We start from the raw sequence: 15,281 nt of genomic DNA on the forward strand, positions 1-15,281 counted from the left end.
AGCTAAAATCTCATTGCTACTTATTTCCCTACTTTGAACAAGAATTCTTTCTCTTCTTTTGTCAAACTATCATAACCTGACTGACTAATTTTATCTAAAATTTCATCTATCTGTTGCTGCGATTTATCTTTCGCTACTATTTTTGAAACACTTTTTTCCAGAGGCTTACTGTAGTTTTTATGCACTTTCTTGAATGGTGTCGCCGTATTTTTTTTGAATAAATTTGCAAAAAAATCTAAAAAACGAGAAACAACAGTACTTAAATCCGTTCCATTTTGGAGCAATTTAATAAAAATAAAACCAAAAAATGCTCCGGAAAGATGAGAAATATGTCCACCCATATTTTCTGAGCGCAGTTGCATCAAATCAATAATAATAATTACGGCGGTTATATGCCATAACTTGACATTTCCAATAATCAATAATCGAAGATCCATCAAAGGATAATACGTAGTAGTTGCGACTAAAATAGCCATAATAGCGGCAGAGGCACCTACAATTGGAGCGCTAATATTTAAAACATAGAATACAAGAATATAACTAATTCCAGCAAAAACGGAACCTAACACATACAATCCCAGCAATTGTTTAGACGTAAAATACGTCATAAATAAGTTGCCCGAAAAGTTCAAAACAATCATGTTAAAAATAATATGCATGATTCCACTGTGAAAAAAAGCATACGAAAGCAACGACCAAGGTTTCCAAAGCAAATGTGCCGGATTAGAAGATAAACTCACATAATGAATATAATCAATATTGACACCCAACAAAGATAAAAGAGCAAAAAACAACCACGGAAGAACAAACAAAGCTGCATTCCAAAAGATTAGCTTAGTCACTATTCCTCCCATTTTGTATTGTAATTTCAGGTCGTCAATAATATTCATAATTTAATTGGGATTTAAGATCTGATATTTAGGTCTTACTACTTTAAAAGGTGTTACAATTTTAATTCCAACGGTTTTTATTGAACTGATTTTTTTTCCAATACCACATAATAATAAAACCAAATAAAGCGCCACCAACGTGTGCAAAATGGGCAATTCCTCCACCTCCAAAAATAGATTTTCCAGAAATACCTAAATACAAATCGACTAATACTAAACCTGGAACAAAATATTTTGCTTTTATTGGCACAGGAATAAACATCAAAGCCAATTCAGCATTAGGAAACATAAAAGCAAATGCCACTATCGTTCCATAAATAGCTCCGGATGCACCCACTGCAGTACCAATATAAGCACTTGTAAAATTTTGAAAATCAGAAACGGATATAAATTGTTGCCATCTTGTATCGATTTTACCCTCATTTAAAAGTTGTAAAATTTCTTGTTTGGGAAATCCGTTAGCGATTAACGTATTCAAACTCTCTTGAAAATAGTAATAATTGACTCCGGTATGCAACAACGCAGCACCTAATCCACAGGAAATATAGAAAAATAGGAATTTCTTACTTCCCCACATTTGCTCTAAAGCAGATCCAAAAGAATACAACGCAAACATATTGAAAAAAATATGCATAAAACCTCCATGCATAAACATGTGCGTCAACGGTTGCCACAATTGAAAACTTGGGTTTTCTGGAAAATACAAAGCCAATATTTTATAGGCAGCATCACCTATTACCAGAGTCCCTACAAAAAACAATACATTAATAATTATTAATTGTTTTACTGTCTCAGTTACGTTTCTCATAATGCAAATTTTTTATCTAAATCTTCCACACGCATCGTGATGAAAGTGGGTTTATGAAATGGGGAAACATTTGGGTCTTTACAGGCAAAAAGTCCGTTTACCAAATTTTCCTGCTCTTTTTCTGTAAGGTGCGTTCCAGTTTTCACCGCTAAACTTTTGGCCATGGATTTGGCAATCGTATCGTTCTGACTGAAACTACTTTCTGGAATTCCGTCCTGCAAATCACTTAATAATTGTTCCAAAACCAGTGAAACTTCACTCTCTGTTACATTTACCGGAATTCCTGAAATGACTATATGGTCACTATTATTTTCTTCAAAAACAAATCCCGTATTCATCAACGAAAGTTGCAACTCAGCGATAAGATTCATTTCGCTCGACGAAAAAAACAAGTTCAAAGGAAATAATAACTGCTGGCTTGATGCCTGATTCACTGTCATATTTACTAAAAACTGCTCATACAAAACACGTTGATGTGCCCGTTGCTGATCGACAATTACCATTCCTGATTTGATCGATGAAACAATGTATTTTTTATGAATTTGATAGGTTTTATGAACAGAATGCTCTACTTCTTCATCATTAAATAAGGAAGAAGTCACTTCTTCATTTTCGAAAGTCATGTGTCCTATTTCATCCGTATCTTGTTTTAAACCTACGTACAAACTTTCCCAATTAGCCGTTGGTTCCGGTTTCTTATAATTAGAAAAATGCTTATTGGGCTTATCATCAGAAAACGGATTGAAGTTGCCATCCACCTGAATCGTCGGCGTTGCACCTTCTAAATCTTTGTAATGATACGGCGTATCTAAATTAGAATCCCTGTCAAAATCCAAAACTGGCGCTACATTAAACTGACCCAAACTATGTTTTATGGAAGCTCTTAAAATAGCATATAACGCATGTTCATCGTCAAACTTAATCTCCGTTTTAGTAGGATGAATATTGATATCAATTGTGTTTGGTGGCACCGATAAATATAAAAAATAACTAGGCTGTGCACCGTCTTTTAGGATTCCGTCATAGGCAGCCATAACCGCATGGTGCAAATAACCGCTTTTTATAAAACGATCATTGACAAAGAAAAACTGTTCCCCACGATTTTTTTTGGCAAATTCTGGTTTGCTCACAAATCCTTGAATGGCCACTATTTCAGTTTCTTCCTGAACCGGCACTAATTTTTCATTGGTTTTCCCCGAAAAAATATTGACAATTCGCTGTCGCAAAGTAGATGGCGGTAAATTGAACATTTCACTACCGTTGTGATAAAACGTAAAATGTATTTTTGGATGAGCCAAAGCCACACGTTGAAACTCATCAATAATATGACGGTATTCCACCGTATCCGATTTTAAGAAATTACGTCGCGCTGGAATATTAAAAAATAAATTTTTGACTGCAAATGAAGTGCCTTTTGGCAAAACTGCAACATCTTGCGAAACAAATTTACTGCCTTCAATAATGATGTGCGTGCCAAGTTCTTCTTGATCTTGTTTGGTTTTCATTTCTACATGGGCTATAGCCGCAATAGAAGCTAATGCTTCCCCACGAAACCCTTTAGTATGTAACGAAAATAAATCTTCTGCTTGACGAATTTTGGAAGTGGCGTGACGTTCAAAACACAAACGCGCATCGGTAACACTCATTCCTAAACCATTATCGATAACTTGCACCAAAGCTTTTCCCGCATCTTTAATAATTAGTTTAATGTCCGTTGCTCTGGCATCAACAGCGTTTTCAAGCAATTCTTTGACAACTGAAGCTGGTCTTTGAACGACTTCTCCAGCAGCAATTTGATTGGCAACATGATCAGGAAGTAATTGAATTATACTCGACATTAAAAAATTTAGGTTTAAAGTTTAACCCTTCGACTGCGCTCAGGGTGACAATAGTTTATTATAAAACCAGGATGCACAAATTTAATGAAATTCTATTGGGAATGGCAGCTTATTTAATCATAAAAAAAACAAAAAAACCTATACTATTTATGAGACAGTATAGGTTTAATAATTAGTGCTTTTTATTATTTATTCCTTCAACTCTAAAGGCGTTCCTTCTTCCAGTTGAATAGCTCCGGAAGACAATAAATGTTGATTATCTATTTGATGTGACAACGAAGCCTGTTGACGGATATAGGCCATTTTGATAGCTGCAATAGCCGCTTCTGTACCTTTATTACCGTGAATTCCTCCACTTCTATCAATGGATTGTTGCATGGTATTATCAGTCAAAACACAAAAAATAACAGGAATATCCGTTTGAACATTCAGGTCTTTAATGCCTTGCGTTACTCCTTCACATACAAAATCAAAATGCTTGGTTTGCCCTTGAATTACACATCCAATAGCAATAACAGCATCAACATTCTGTGTTTGCAACATTTTCTTTGATCCATAAATAAGCTCGAAACTACCAGGAACATTCCAGCGAATAATATGCTGGGCTGGAACTTGGTTTTCCAAAAGGGCTTCAATAGCGCCTCTATAAAGTCCTTCAGTTATAGAATCATTCCATTCTGAAACAACAATCCCAAAGCGAAAATCTTTCGCGTTTGGGACTGCATTTTTATCGTACTCGGATAAGTTTTTATTTACGGTAGCCATTTGATTTTAGAATTTTGATTTTAGAATTTTGATTTCAGATATTAAAGATAGCATTTTGAAATCAAAATTCTCTAATCTTAAATCACCAATCTTATATCATTTTTTACTATTGTGCTAATCCTATCAAAACGTCAACTGAAGCAGCCTCTGGAGCTCCTTCAAAATTGTCTTTAATGTCTGTAAAATATTTCAAAGCGTCTGCTTTATTTCCTAATGTTAAAGCTGTTTTTCCAGCTTTCAACAAGAAGCGTGGCGTAGTGAAATCATTTTTATTTGACTCAGCCGCTTTTACGTAATTTTCTAAAGCTTCTTTCGGTTGATTTTTTTGAGAATAAGCATCTCCAATTGCTCCTTTTGCTAAAGCTCCCAGAACAATATCATCCGATTTAAATTTACTTAAATAATCAATCGCTTCAGTATATTTTCCTGTGTTTAAATAAGCAATTCCAGCATAATAATTAGCTAAATTTCCTGCATCAGTTCCAGAATATTCATCAGCAATTTTTAAGAATCCAAATTTACCTTCTGAACCATTCAAAGATAATTTATATAATGAGTCACTTGCTACTCCATCAGTTGCTTTTTGGAAATTTTGTTGTGCTACAAACATTTCGTTAGCCGCTTCATTTTGTTGTGGCGCAGCAACGAATCTTTGGTATCCTAAATAACCAATTGTAAAAATAGCAGCAGCGGCAACTAAACCAATAATAACTTTTTGGTTTTTAGCTACCCAATCCTCAGTTTTCGAAGCTGTTTCGTCTAATGTTGAAAAAACACCAGCTGTAGTGCTGTCTTTTTCATCAATTTGCACTGCTTCAACCGCGTCATTTACTTCTTTTTCTTTTGGTGCTTTATATCCTCTTTTACTGTAAGTAGCCATTTATTTTTAATTTAGTGAGTCGCAAAAATAAAATTTTTATTCAAACCGACATAAAAAATATGCTTTTATATTTCAAAATTAAGAAGAAAAGCTACAAAGGCTCAAAGTCGCAAAGAATTAACCCCTTAGCTCCAAGGGAAATCTAGCCGCAAACATTAAAACTCGGAAGTTTCTCAAAGACTGAAAGCCTTAAAAAGATTGAAAGCCTTGAACTAAAACTTTGCCACTTTGCTAACTTAAAAACTTAGTACCTTTGCCACTTCGTAACTTTGTACCTCACACAAAAATGTATTTAAAAAAGATTTCATTATTCAATTATAAGAATTTTTCGGAAGCAAATTTCGATTTTGACAACAAAATAAATTGTTTTGTAGGTAAGAATGGTATTGGAAAGACAAATGTGCTTGATGCAATCTATCATTTATCGTATGGAAAAAGCTATTTCAATCCATTAGCCGTTCAGAATATTAAACATGGAGAAGAATTCTTTGTGATTGATGCTGAATTTGAAAAAAACGAAAGAAATGAACAAATTCTTTGTAGTTTAAAAAAAGGACAAAAAAAGATATTGAAACGCAACGGAAAAGCATACGATAAATTCTCAGATCATATTGGCTTTATTCCTTTGGTTATCATTTCTCCTGCCGACAGGGATTTGATTGTAGAAGGCAGCGAAACCAGAAGAAAATTCATGGACAGCGTGATTTCGCAACTGGATTCCTATTATTTACAGCAACTCATTCAATATCAAAAAGTAATGAGTCAGCGCAATGCTTTATTGAAATATTTTGCATTAAATCATGTTTTTGACACCGATACGCTCTCTATATATAATGAGCAACTTACTAGTTTTGGAGATTATATTTTCGAAAAAAGAAAAGAATTTATCGACCAGTTTATTCCTATTTTCAACACACATCACCAAGCCATAACCGGTTCTCAAGAAACGGTTCAACTGGTGTATGAAAGTCATTTATTCGAAAAAGACTTATTGACTTTATTACAGGAAAACATCAATAAAGACAGAGCTTTACACTATACAAGTGTAGGAATTCACAAAGACGATTTAGCGTTTGAAATAGACCAACATCCAATTAAAAAATTTGGCTCACAAGGCCAACAAAAATCGTTTCTAATCGCCTTGAAACTAGCTCAATTTGAGTTCCTAAAAAAGCAAAGCGGTGTAAAACCAATTTTACTTTTTGATGACATCTTTGATAAATTAGACGAAAGTCGCGTAGCCAAAATCATAGAAATGGTCAACAGCGATACTTTTGGGCAGCTTTTTATATCAGATACACATCCGGAACGTACCGAAGCCATTGTAAAATCGACACATCAGACGTATAAAATTTTCAACTTATAACTTTTATTTAGTAATTTATACCGTTTGAAAATTGAAAAATTACCTATTTTAGCATATTCAATTTTAAACTCGATTACATGAAATTTCATTCCATATTCTTGGCTATCATAGGCTTCGTAGTATTATCCTGCACCGGTCAAACTTCAAAAAATGTAAAGACTATTGAAGCCAAAATCTTTGCAGAAAAAATTGCAGCAACTCCAAATCCACAAATTCTCGACGTAAGAACTCCTGAAGAGTTTGCATCAGAACGTATTGACAATGCTAAAAATATAAATTGGCTTAGTAATGACTTTGTTATAAATGCCGAAAAGCTTGACAAATCAAAACCCGTTTTTGTGTATTGTAAAAGTGGTGGAAGAAGCCAAAAAGCTGCTGAAAAACTAAACGAATTAGGTTTTAAAACTATTTATCAATTAGAAGGAGGAATTCTAAAATGGGATGCCACCGGATTATCTAAACCAAGCAATAAAATAATTGGCTTGTCAATTCAGCAATACAATAAATTATTAAATTCGGATAAAAAAGTATTGATTGATTTTTATGCAGAATGGTGCGCTCCATGCAAAAAAATGAAACCGTATCTTTTGCAAATGGAAAAAGAATTGGCGGACAAAGTGGTTATCATCCGATTGGATGCCGATAAAAATAAAACCTTAATGGCCGAAATGAAAATAAGTGAACTTCCTACGGTATTATTGTATGACAATGCAGTAGTAAAATGGAAACATTCTGGTTTTATAAGTGAAGAGGAATTAAGAAAACAAATACAATAATTCAAGATGCTTTCAAAAGACACACTGCAATTTCTGGATGATTTAAAAGCCAACAACAATCGAGATTGGTTTTTGGAAAATAAAAAACGCTACGAAGCTTTCAAGAAAAACTACCAACAATTAGTTGCCGATTTACTTGACGCCATGAAACCGCTTGATCCATCGCTGGAAATGCTGGAAGTCAAAAATTGCACCTTTAGAATCAATCGTGACATTCGGTTTTCTAAAGACAAGACTCCTTATAAATCGCATTTAGGTGTTTGGCTTTCGTCTGGAGCAAAAGGTTTGAATCGTTCCGGTTATTACATTCATTTAGAAAAAGGAGCCAGTTTTATTGCCGGAGGATTGTATTGCCCCGAAGCGGAAGATTTGAAAAAAATGCGCAAAGAAATTGCCTACTTCCATGATGATTTAGAAGCCATTCTTAACGAAAAAGATTTCAAAAGGGAATTTAAAGATTTTGATCGTAATGAAAAAAGCATGTTGAAAAACCCACCAAGAGGGTACGAAAAAGAACATCCGGCTATTGAATTTCTCAAACTGAAAAGCTTTGAATCTTCTCAAAGAATTGATATTTCAGAAGTGACAAAAAAAGATTTTGTTGCTACAATGAGTAAAAAACTGATTGCACTAAAACCATTGAACGATTTTATAAATCGCGCTTTAACTTCTGAGTAATTATAATTTACGTTGATGAAAAAAAAGAAAATTCTATTTCTAGGGGAGTCTTACAGAGCCGACGCCATCACTTGGATGAACGGCCTAAAGGAATTTGGTGATTTTGAAATTATTACTTGGGAATTAAAAACACCCAGTACTGGTATTTATAACCGAATTCTAAGGATTTTCGAATTTGAATTGGCCATTTTTAAAATCCGAAAAATAATAAAAGCCCAACAACCAGACATGGTAATTGCAGAGAGAACAACAAGTTACGGTTTTCTTGCTGCATTATCCGGTGCAAAACCTATTGCAATTGCACAACAGGGTAGAACTGATTTATGGCCAGAAAAATCGATTTCATTACCATTAAAAAAAATCATTCAGAGTTATGCTTTCAAAAAAGCAGATTTAATTCATTCTTGGGGACCAGTGATGACTCTTTCTATGATGGAAGCTAATGTTGATATGAATAAAGTTTTGGTTTTACCAAAAGGAATTGATTTGGCAAAATTTGAAAATAAAAACAACGCCAATCCTGAAAAAATTTGCGCCATAGTCACTCGTTCTTTATTACCGGAATACCGTCATAATGTTATTTTAAAAGCATTTTCCGTTTTAAACCAAAAAGGACTAGATTTCGTACTTACCATTATAGGAGACGGAATTCAACTTTCTAAACTGAAAGATTTAGCAAAAGAATTAGGCATTGAAAACAAAGTCAACTTTACCGGAAGAATTCCAAATACAGCATTACCAAAACTATTGCAAGAATCTAACATTTACATTAGTATGCCAATAACCGAAGGTGTTTCGGCCTCATTATTTGAAGCAATGGCTACTAATTGTTATCCAATTGTAACCGATATTGCAGGAAATAAAAGTTGGATTAAACACCGCAAAAACGGACAATTGATTACTGCTGATGATTTTGAAATGCTTGCAGACGAATTAATCTGGGCATTTGAAAACAATAAACTTCGAAACGAAGCCGTTTTAAAAAATAGAATATTTGTAGAAAAAAATGCAGATTACAACATAAATATGAAAATCATTGCCAATAAATACCACGAATTAATCAACACAAATAGCCCCAATTAACTATGTGTGGAATTAATGGAATCTTGCATTTACAATTACAAAAAAAAGTTGACGAACGCGTTCTTACTAAGATGCGCGATTCGCTCGAGCATCGCGGTCCTGATGATAAAGGATTGTTCATAGAAAACAATATTGGTTTTGGACACAGAAGACTTTCAATTCTGGATGTTTCCATGTCCGGACACCAACCTTTCCTGTCTGAAGACGGAAGATATGTGCTGGTTTATAATGGTGAAATCTACAATTTCAAAGAATTTTATCCAGAGTTAAAAAACAATGGATTTGACATCAGAACTACTTCAGATACCGAGGTTTTGATGAAACTATTCCAATTGCATGGCTTAAAAATGCTCAATCGCCTCAACGGAATGTTTGCATTTGCTATTTGGGATAAATTAGAAAAAAAGCTAACCGTTGTTCGGGATAGAATGGGCGTTAAGCCTTTATATTATTCTTTTTACAATGAAACTTTTTATTTCGCATCCGAGCAAAAAGCGCTTTTCACGGCTGGAGTCCCTCTCAAAATTGCACAAGACGGACTGGAAGAATACATTTTTAACCGATTTGTTGCCGGTGAAAACACCTTATATCAAAACATAAAAAAAGTATTACCCGGACATATCATGACCATTCATGAAAGTGGAAAAGTAACCATTGAAAAGTGGTGGGACTTAAAAAAGGAAATTCAAAACCAGCCAAAAATCAAAAACCCTGTAGAATGGTTTCGGGAAACTTTTGATGACTCTGTAAAACTGAGGATGGTAAGTGACGTTCCAGTGGGTGTTCTATTGAGCGGCGGACTGGATTCTTCCTCGATTTTGGCTTCATTACACCACCAAACTTACAAAGACATACAAACCTTTAATATTGGTTTCAAAGAGAAAGAACATAACGAAGCACATTTGGCTAAAATGATGGCAGAGAAGTTCGATTATGGTTTTCAAACCATGCAATTAGAGCACAAAAACCTTTATGATAAATTAATCAGTTCTACATACTTTCAGGACGAACCGATCATGCATTTAAGTGAGCCTCACCTTTTAGCTGTTTCACAAATGGCAAAACCATCCGTAAAAGTGTTCCTTTCCGGTGAAGGGGCAGATGAATTAATGGGTGGTTATGTACGATACAAAGCCTTACAATATCCGTCTTTATTGAATTCTATTGCCACCATTGGAAATCTGGATGTTTTTACAAAACAACCGCGATATGAAAAGTTAACGCGTTATGCCCAAATCAATAAAAAATCTAATTTGGTTATTTTCAACGGCTCCAATATTTATCCCAATGATATTGCGGAAATTTTTGGAATTAATACGCCCCCAAAAAACGAATACAGGAAACAAATCTATAAAGAAGCAAAGTCATTGTATCCGAATAATTTACGCAGACAAGCACTTTATTTTGATCAACATACCTATTTATGCTCGCTTCTTGACAGAAACGACCGTTGCACAATGGGCGCATCCATTGAATGCAGGGAACCATTTTTAGATCCAAGATTAATTGTTGGATTAGGATCATTGGAAGACAAATGGTTATTTGCAGGTAAAAAATGGAAATTCATTCTAAAAAAGGCTATGGAAAATCGTTTACCAGATGAAATTCTAAAATTCAGAAAAGTAGGACTGAGTGCGCCTTGGGGTGATTACATCACAAAGAGTCCCGCTTTTAAAGATGAATTAGAATCATTTTCGAAAAGTGATTTATTTCAAATGTCTTATTTTCAACATATAAACATTCAAAAACTCGTTCAGAATTTACAAAAAGGCGACACCAGAATGACTCCTTATATTATGCCATTGTTTATGATGCATATCTGGATGAAAACGTATGCAACTAAATTTTAATCCTTACTTTTGGTGCGGAATAAAACAATTCAAAAAGCACTTTCTTTTATGGAAATAGTACCTAATTTCTCTTTAAAAAAACACAATACTTTTGGCATTGAAGCTAAAGCAAAACAGTTCGTTGCCGTGCATTCTGTACAGGATTTGTCAACTATTTTACAAGAGAATAAAGCACAGAAAAAATTTATTTTGGGTGGCGGAAGTAATATGCTTTTGACAAAAGATATTGACGCCCTCGTTATTCATATCGATTTGAAAGGCAAGAAAATTATTAAAGAAAATAATGATTTTGTTTGGGTCGAAAGTCAGGCTGGTGAAAACTGGCATGAATTTGTGCTTTGGACCATCGACCAAGATTTTGGTGGTTTAGAAAACATGTCCCTTATTCCGGGAAATGTAGGAACTACGCCGGTTCAAAATATTGGTGCTTATGGAACCGAAATCAAAGACACTTTTATTTCTTGTGAAGCAATGACGATAGAAAGTCAGGAAGTAAAAACCTTTACAAAGGAAGAATGTCATTTTGGATACCGAGAAAGCGTTTTCAAAAACGAAGTGAAAAATCAATACATTATTACATCGGTGGTTTTTAAATTGACAAAAACGAATCATAAAATCAACACTTCATACGGAGATATTTCGGCTGAATTAGCCAAAAATAACATCACTAATCCTACTTTAAAGGACGTTAGTAATGCCGTTATTGCCATTCGACAAAGCAAATTGCCCGATCCCAAAGAACTGGGAAACAGTGGTAGTTTCTTTAAAAATCCAATTCTACTGAAATCGGATTTCGAAAAAATTCATCAGCAATTTCCTGAAATGAAATATTTCAATATTTCTGAAACCGAAGTAAAAGTTCCTGCAGGCTGGTTAATTGAACAGGCTGGTTTTAAAGGAAAACGTTTTGGTGATGCCGGAATTCATAAAAATCAAGCTTTGGTTTTAGTGAATTATGGTAACGCAACCGGTCAGGAAATTTTGAATGTTTCAAAGGATATTCAGGAGACAATTTTTAAAACGTTTGGTATTCATATTGAAGCCGAAGTAAATGTGATATAATCAGGTTACACTATTTGGAAATAATAAACAGCAAAACATGTATACTCCAGAAATCTACAAAAACGAAAATAAAGAAGAAATCAAAAAATTTCTGCAAGAGAATAGTTTTGGTATTCTAATCAATCAAACCAAAGGAAAATTGTGCGCAACACATATTCCTTTGGAACTGGAAACCAATGAAGAAGGCAAAGACATTTTATACGGGCACATTTCAAAAGAAAACCCACAATGGAATGGTTTTATAGATGACGACCAAATTTTAGCAGTGTTTTCAGGACCTCACAGTTATATTTCTTCCTCTTGGTACGACCATGAAAATGTCCCAACATGGAACTATATTGCTGTTCATGTGTACGGAAAAATAAAAATTATCGAAGGAGAAGCCGTCATCGAATCGTTAAGAAAACTAGTCGATAAGTACGAACAAAACTCTGAAAATCCTGTTCGCATAGAAGATTTATCTAAAAAAACTATGATGCAATCTCGTGGTATTGTAGCATTTGAAATTGAAATAACCGAAATCCAAGCCACGAAAAAAATATCTCAAAACAGGGACGAAAAAAATTATCTAAACATCATTTCCGAGTTAGAAAAAACCAATTCAAATCAGTCCATTGCTATTGCAAATGAGATGAAGAAATGTCCAATATAAATTCTTTCAAAATTCACAGATTGTGTTTAACAATTCATAATTCTATTCATACCTTTGCACTCGATTTAAAAACTCATTAAACTCAGATGCTTATACTAATTCTTTACTTTTTTATTTTTATTGTTGTAGTTCAAATTTCGTATTATCTAGGTGTTTTTGGAAAATTTGCTTTCGCTAAAGCGCAGAAAATAACCCCGAAAAGAATTCCAATTTCGGTTATTGTTTGTGCCAAAAACGAAGAAGAAAATGTTGTTAATTTTATTCCTCTACTTGCGGAACAAAACTATCCTGATTTTGAAATTGTTCTGATTGACGATGCTTCAAGTGATACTACTCTGGCTATTTTTGAAGGTTTTGAAAAGCAATATCCAAATGTTCGCTTGGTAAAAGTGGAGAACAACGAAGCTTTTTGGGGAAACAAAAAATATGCATTGACTTTAGGAATAAAAGCCGCTAAAAAAGAGTATTTATTATTCACGGATGCGGATTGTTACCCAACTTCAAAAGAATGGATAACGGCTATGAGCTCTCAATTTACGATGCAAAAAACAATTGTTTTGGGTTATGGTAAGTATGAAAAAATTGCTAATTCATTTCTGAATAAAATAATCCGTTTTGAAACTTTACTGACGGCAATTCAATATTTTTCATGGGCAAAAATTGGACATCCGTATATGGGTGTAGGAAGAAATCTAGCGTATAAAAAGGAAGAATTTTTTAATGTAAATGGTTTCATCGAGCACATGCAAATTCGTTCTGGAGACGATGATTTATTTGTAAACCAAGCTGCAAAAGCTAAAAATACAACTATCGCCTACACACCGGAAAGTTTTACACTTTCTAAACCAAAAACGACATATAAAGACTGGCTGATACAAAAAAGAAGGCATGTTGCTACGGCAAACTATTATAAATCTCTCGATAAATTACAATTAGGCGCGTTCTATTGTTCACAATTTCTGTTTATTTTATTGCCCATTCTGTTATTAGCTTTTCAATTCCAATGGATATTAGTTTTAAGTTTAATAGCATTACGCTATCTTGTGGCATGGATTGTGGTAGGATTTTCGGCAGCAAAACTTAAAGAAAATGATATTAAATTCTGGTTCCCTATCGTTGAGATAGTACTTATCTTCACACAAATCAATATCTTTATAACAAATATATTCTCAAAACCGGTACATTGGAAATAAACAAACAAATAGAAAAAGCAAAACAAGGCGATCAGGTTGCCTTTACTTTTCTATTGAATTATTATTGGAATGAAGTGTATGGTTTTATGCTAAAACGTACCGAAAACGAAACCAATGCAGAGGATATTACCATCGAAACGTTCTCGAAAGCGTTCGATAAAATAGCCACTTACAACTCGGAATTCCAGTTTAACACGTGGCTTATTGCAATTGCAAAAAATGTACACATCGATTTATTACGAAAAAAAAAATCAAGTCTTTTTGTTGAAATTACCGATGAACAAGACCAGCAAGCCTACAATATTGCCGACACTACTCCATCTGCGGAAGATGAATTGATTACCGAACAAAACCTTTCTCGATTACTACAATTCATCAAAGAATTAAAACCACATTACCAAGAAGTCATCCAATTACGCTATTTTCAGGAAATGAGTTACCAGGAAATTGCCAATAAAATAGATGAACCTTTGAGTAATGTGAAAATTAAATTGCTTCGCGCCAAGAAATTATTGGCAGAAATCATTCAGAATAAAAGGTAACTTTCATTTTAATAAATCAGCTTACATTCTTAATCATCTAAAAACAAAAAAGTGATCTAAATTAATTTTAGACCACTTTCCTATATCAAAAGTAATTCCTGATACCTAAAAATTATCGTATTATTCTTTCCGGATAATCAGTAATAATTCCGCTAACTTTAAGTTCTTGTATATTCTTAATATCCACAGGTTCATTCACAGTCCAAGGATAGATTCTGAAATTATTAGCTTTCATTACTGCAACATTTTCAGCAGTTAAGGTTTTATAATACGGGTTTATTGCCTGCGCATTAAGCTCTTTTCCAGTTTTAATAATAGTCTCAATAGGATCTTTATAGGTAAGCAACCCAATAGTTATTTCATTACTCAAAGACCTCATTTTTTGCAATTCTCCTATTCGAAAACTAGAAATAAAGAAATCTTTATTTCTCCATCCTTTTTTCTTGTATTCTTCTATTATTCTATACGTATCCGTTGCTGTGTTTGCGCCTTTCAATTCAATATTAAGTACTACTTTTTTATCTATAGTCTCAATAACTTCTTGCAAAGTTGGGATTTGATGTTTCCCGGCAACCAGAACTTTTCTCAATTCTTCAAAAGTATATTCTTCAATTTTCCCTTTTGCGTTTGTGATTCGATCCAAATCATCATCATGAAAAACAACCATTTCACCCGTTTTGATTTTAAAAACATCTATTTCTAACATATCTGCTTTTAATTCGAGTCCTTTTTCTATTGATGCTAGAGTATTTTCTGTGGCATGCCCCATTGCTCCTCTGTGCCCACAAACCACAAATTTATTTGAAGTACAATTTGAAAATAATAAGGCTAATGATGAAGCCAGTAATAGTGTAGTGAATTTCATAATTTTCATTTAAGTTTTTGAGGTAAAAATAGA

15 protein-coding genes are annotated in these 15,281 nt (G+C 33.8%); 9 read left to right on the plus strand and 6 right to left on the minus strand.

Features of this window, described 5'->3' with window-relative positions:
• Positions 1–20: 20 nt before the first annotated feature.
• The 5 genes from E0I61_RS12585 to E0I61_RS12605 all read right to left on the minus strand — a co-directional run bounded on the left by E0I61_RS12585 (position 21) and on the right by E0I61_RS12605 (position 5,181).
• Positions 21–890: a rhomboid family intramembrane serine protease gene (locus tag E0I61_RS12585; protein WP_132071809.1), complete on the minus strand. Its 870-nt coding sequence runs from the start codon at positions 888–890 to the stop codon at positions 21–23.
• Positions 891–951: 61 nt separating this feature from the next.
• Positions 952–1,698, minus strand: a complete 747-nt coding sequence (locus tag E0I61_RS12590) for a rhomboid family intramembrane serine protease (RefSeq protein ID WP_132071811.1) — start codon at positions 1,696–1,698, stop codon at positions 952–954.
• Entirely contained in the window at positions 1,695–3,536 is a 1,842-nt protein-coding gene (gene mutL / locus E0I61_RS12595; protein ID WP_131993188.1) for a DNA mismatch repair endonuclease MutL, read from the minus strand. Before mutL ends, E0I61_RS12590 begins: the two co-directional genes overlap by 4 nt.
• Positions 3,537–3,725: 189 nt before the next feature.
• The gene (gene ribH, locus E0I61_RS12600) at positions 3,726–4,301 is read right to left on the minus strand and encodes a 6,7-dimethyl-8-ribityllumazine synthase (protein ID WP_131993191.1); all 576 of its coding nucleotides are present in this window, start codon (positions 4,299–4,301) and stop codon (positions 3,726–3,728) included.
• A 106-nt stretch (positions 4,302–4,407) separates the two neighbouring features.
• Positions 4,408–5,181 carry a tetratricopeptide repeat protein gene (locus tag E0I61_RS12605; RefSeq protein ID WP_131993194.1) on the minus strand — a complete coding sequence of 258 codons (774 nt, stop codon included), beginning with the start codon at positions 5,179–5,181 and terminating at the stop codon, positions 4,408–4,410.
• A gap of 286 nt (positions 5,182–5,467) precedes the next feature.
• Here E0I61_RS12605 and recF point away from each other — a divergent pair, with 286 nt between their 5' ends.
• The 9 genes from recF (at position 5,468) to E0I61_RS12650 (ending at position 14,383) form a co-directional block, all read left to right on the plus strand.
• A complete protein-coding gene (gene recF / locus E0I61_RS12610) occupies positions 5,468–6,547 on the plus strand; it encodes a DNA replication/repair protein RecF (protein ID WP_132071813.1) in 1,080 nt (359 codons plus the stop codon).
• A 77-nt stretch (positions 6,548–6,624) separates the two neighbouring features.
• Positions 6,625–7,323, plus strand: a complete 699-nt coding sequence (locus E0I61_RS12615; protein WP_132071815.1) for a thioredoxin domain-containing protein — start codon at positions 6,625–6,627, stop codon at positions 7,321–7,323.
• A 6-nt stretch (positions 7,324–7,329) separates the two neighbouring features.
• The gene (locus E0I61_RS12620; protein ID WP_131993202.1) at positions 7,330–8,001 is read left to right on the plus strand and encodes a DUF2461 domain-containing protein; all 672 of its coding nucleotides are present in this window, start codon (positions 7,330–7,332) and stop codon (positions 7,999–8,001) included.
• A gap of 15 nt (positions 8,002–8,016) precedes the next feature.
• Positions 8,017–9,084, plus strand: a complete 1,068-nt coding sequence (locus E0I61_RS12625; RefSeq protein ID WP_132071817.1) for a glycosyltransferase — start codon at positions 8,017–8,019, stop codon at positions 9,082–9,084.
• Positions 9,085–9,086: 2 nt separating this feature from the next.
• Positions 9,087–10,934 (plus strand): asparagine synthase (glutamine-hydrolyzing), encoded by a 1,848-nt coding sequence (gene asnB / locus E0I61_RS12630; protein WP_132071819.1) that lies wholly within the window; start codon positions 9,087–9,089, stop codon positions 10,932–10,934.
• 48 nt (positions 10,935–10,982) lie between these two features.
• On the plus strand, positions 10,983–11,996 hold the full coding sequence (murB, locus tag E0I61_RS12635) for a UDP-N-acetylmuramate dehydrogenase (protein ID WP_132071821.1): 1,014 nt from the start codon (positions 10,983–10,985) through the stop codon (positions 11,994–11,996).
• Between the two features lie 37 nt (positions 11,997–12,033).
• Positions 12,034–12,648, plus strand: a complete 615-nt coding sequence (locus E0I61_RS12640; RefSeq protein WP_131993214.1) for an FMN-binding negative transcriptional regulator — start codon at positions 12,034–12,036, stop codon at positions 12,646–12,648.
• Positions 12,649–12,734: 86 nt separating this feature from the next.
• Positions 12,735–13,841 (plus strand): glycosyltransferase, encoded by a 1,107-nt coding sequence (locus E0I61_RS12645; RefSeq protein ID WP_132071823.1) that lies wholly within the window; start codon positions 12,735–12,737, stop codon positions 13,839–13,841.
• A complete protein-coding gene (locus E0I61_RS12650; RefSeq protein ID WP_131993220.1) occupies positions 13,832–14,383 on the plus strand; it encodes an RNA polymerase sigma factor in 552 nt (183 codons plus the stop codon). The genes E0I61_RS12645 and E0I61_RS12650 overlap by 10 nt, the downstream gene beginning before the upstream one ends.
• Before the next feature lie 112 nt (positions 14,384–14,495).
• Here the strand turns inward: E0I61_RS12650 and E0I61_RS12655 are convergent, their stop codons facing one another.
• Positions 14,496–15,248 carry a glycerophosphodiester phosphodiesterase gene (locus E0I61_RS12655; protein ID WP_132071825.1) on the minus strand — a complete coding sequence of 251 codons (753 nt, stop codon included), beginning with the start codon at positions 15,246–15,248 and terminating at the stop codon, positions 14,496–14,498.
• Positions 15,249–15,281 lie beyond the last annotated feature (33 nt).

This window comes from Flavobacterium ranwuense, assembly GCF_004349315.1.
In the GTDB taxonomy this organism is placed as follows: Bacteria; Bacteroidota; Bacteroidia; order Flavobacteriales; family Flavobacteriaceae; genus Flavobacterium; species Flavobacterium ranwuense.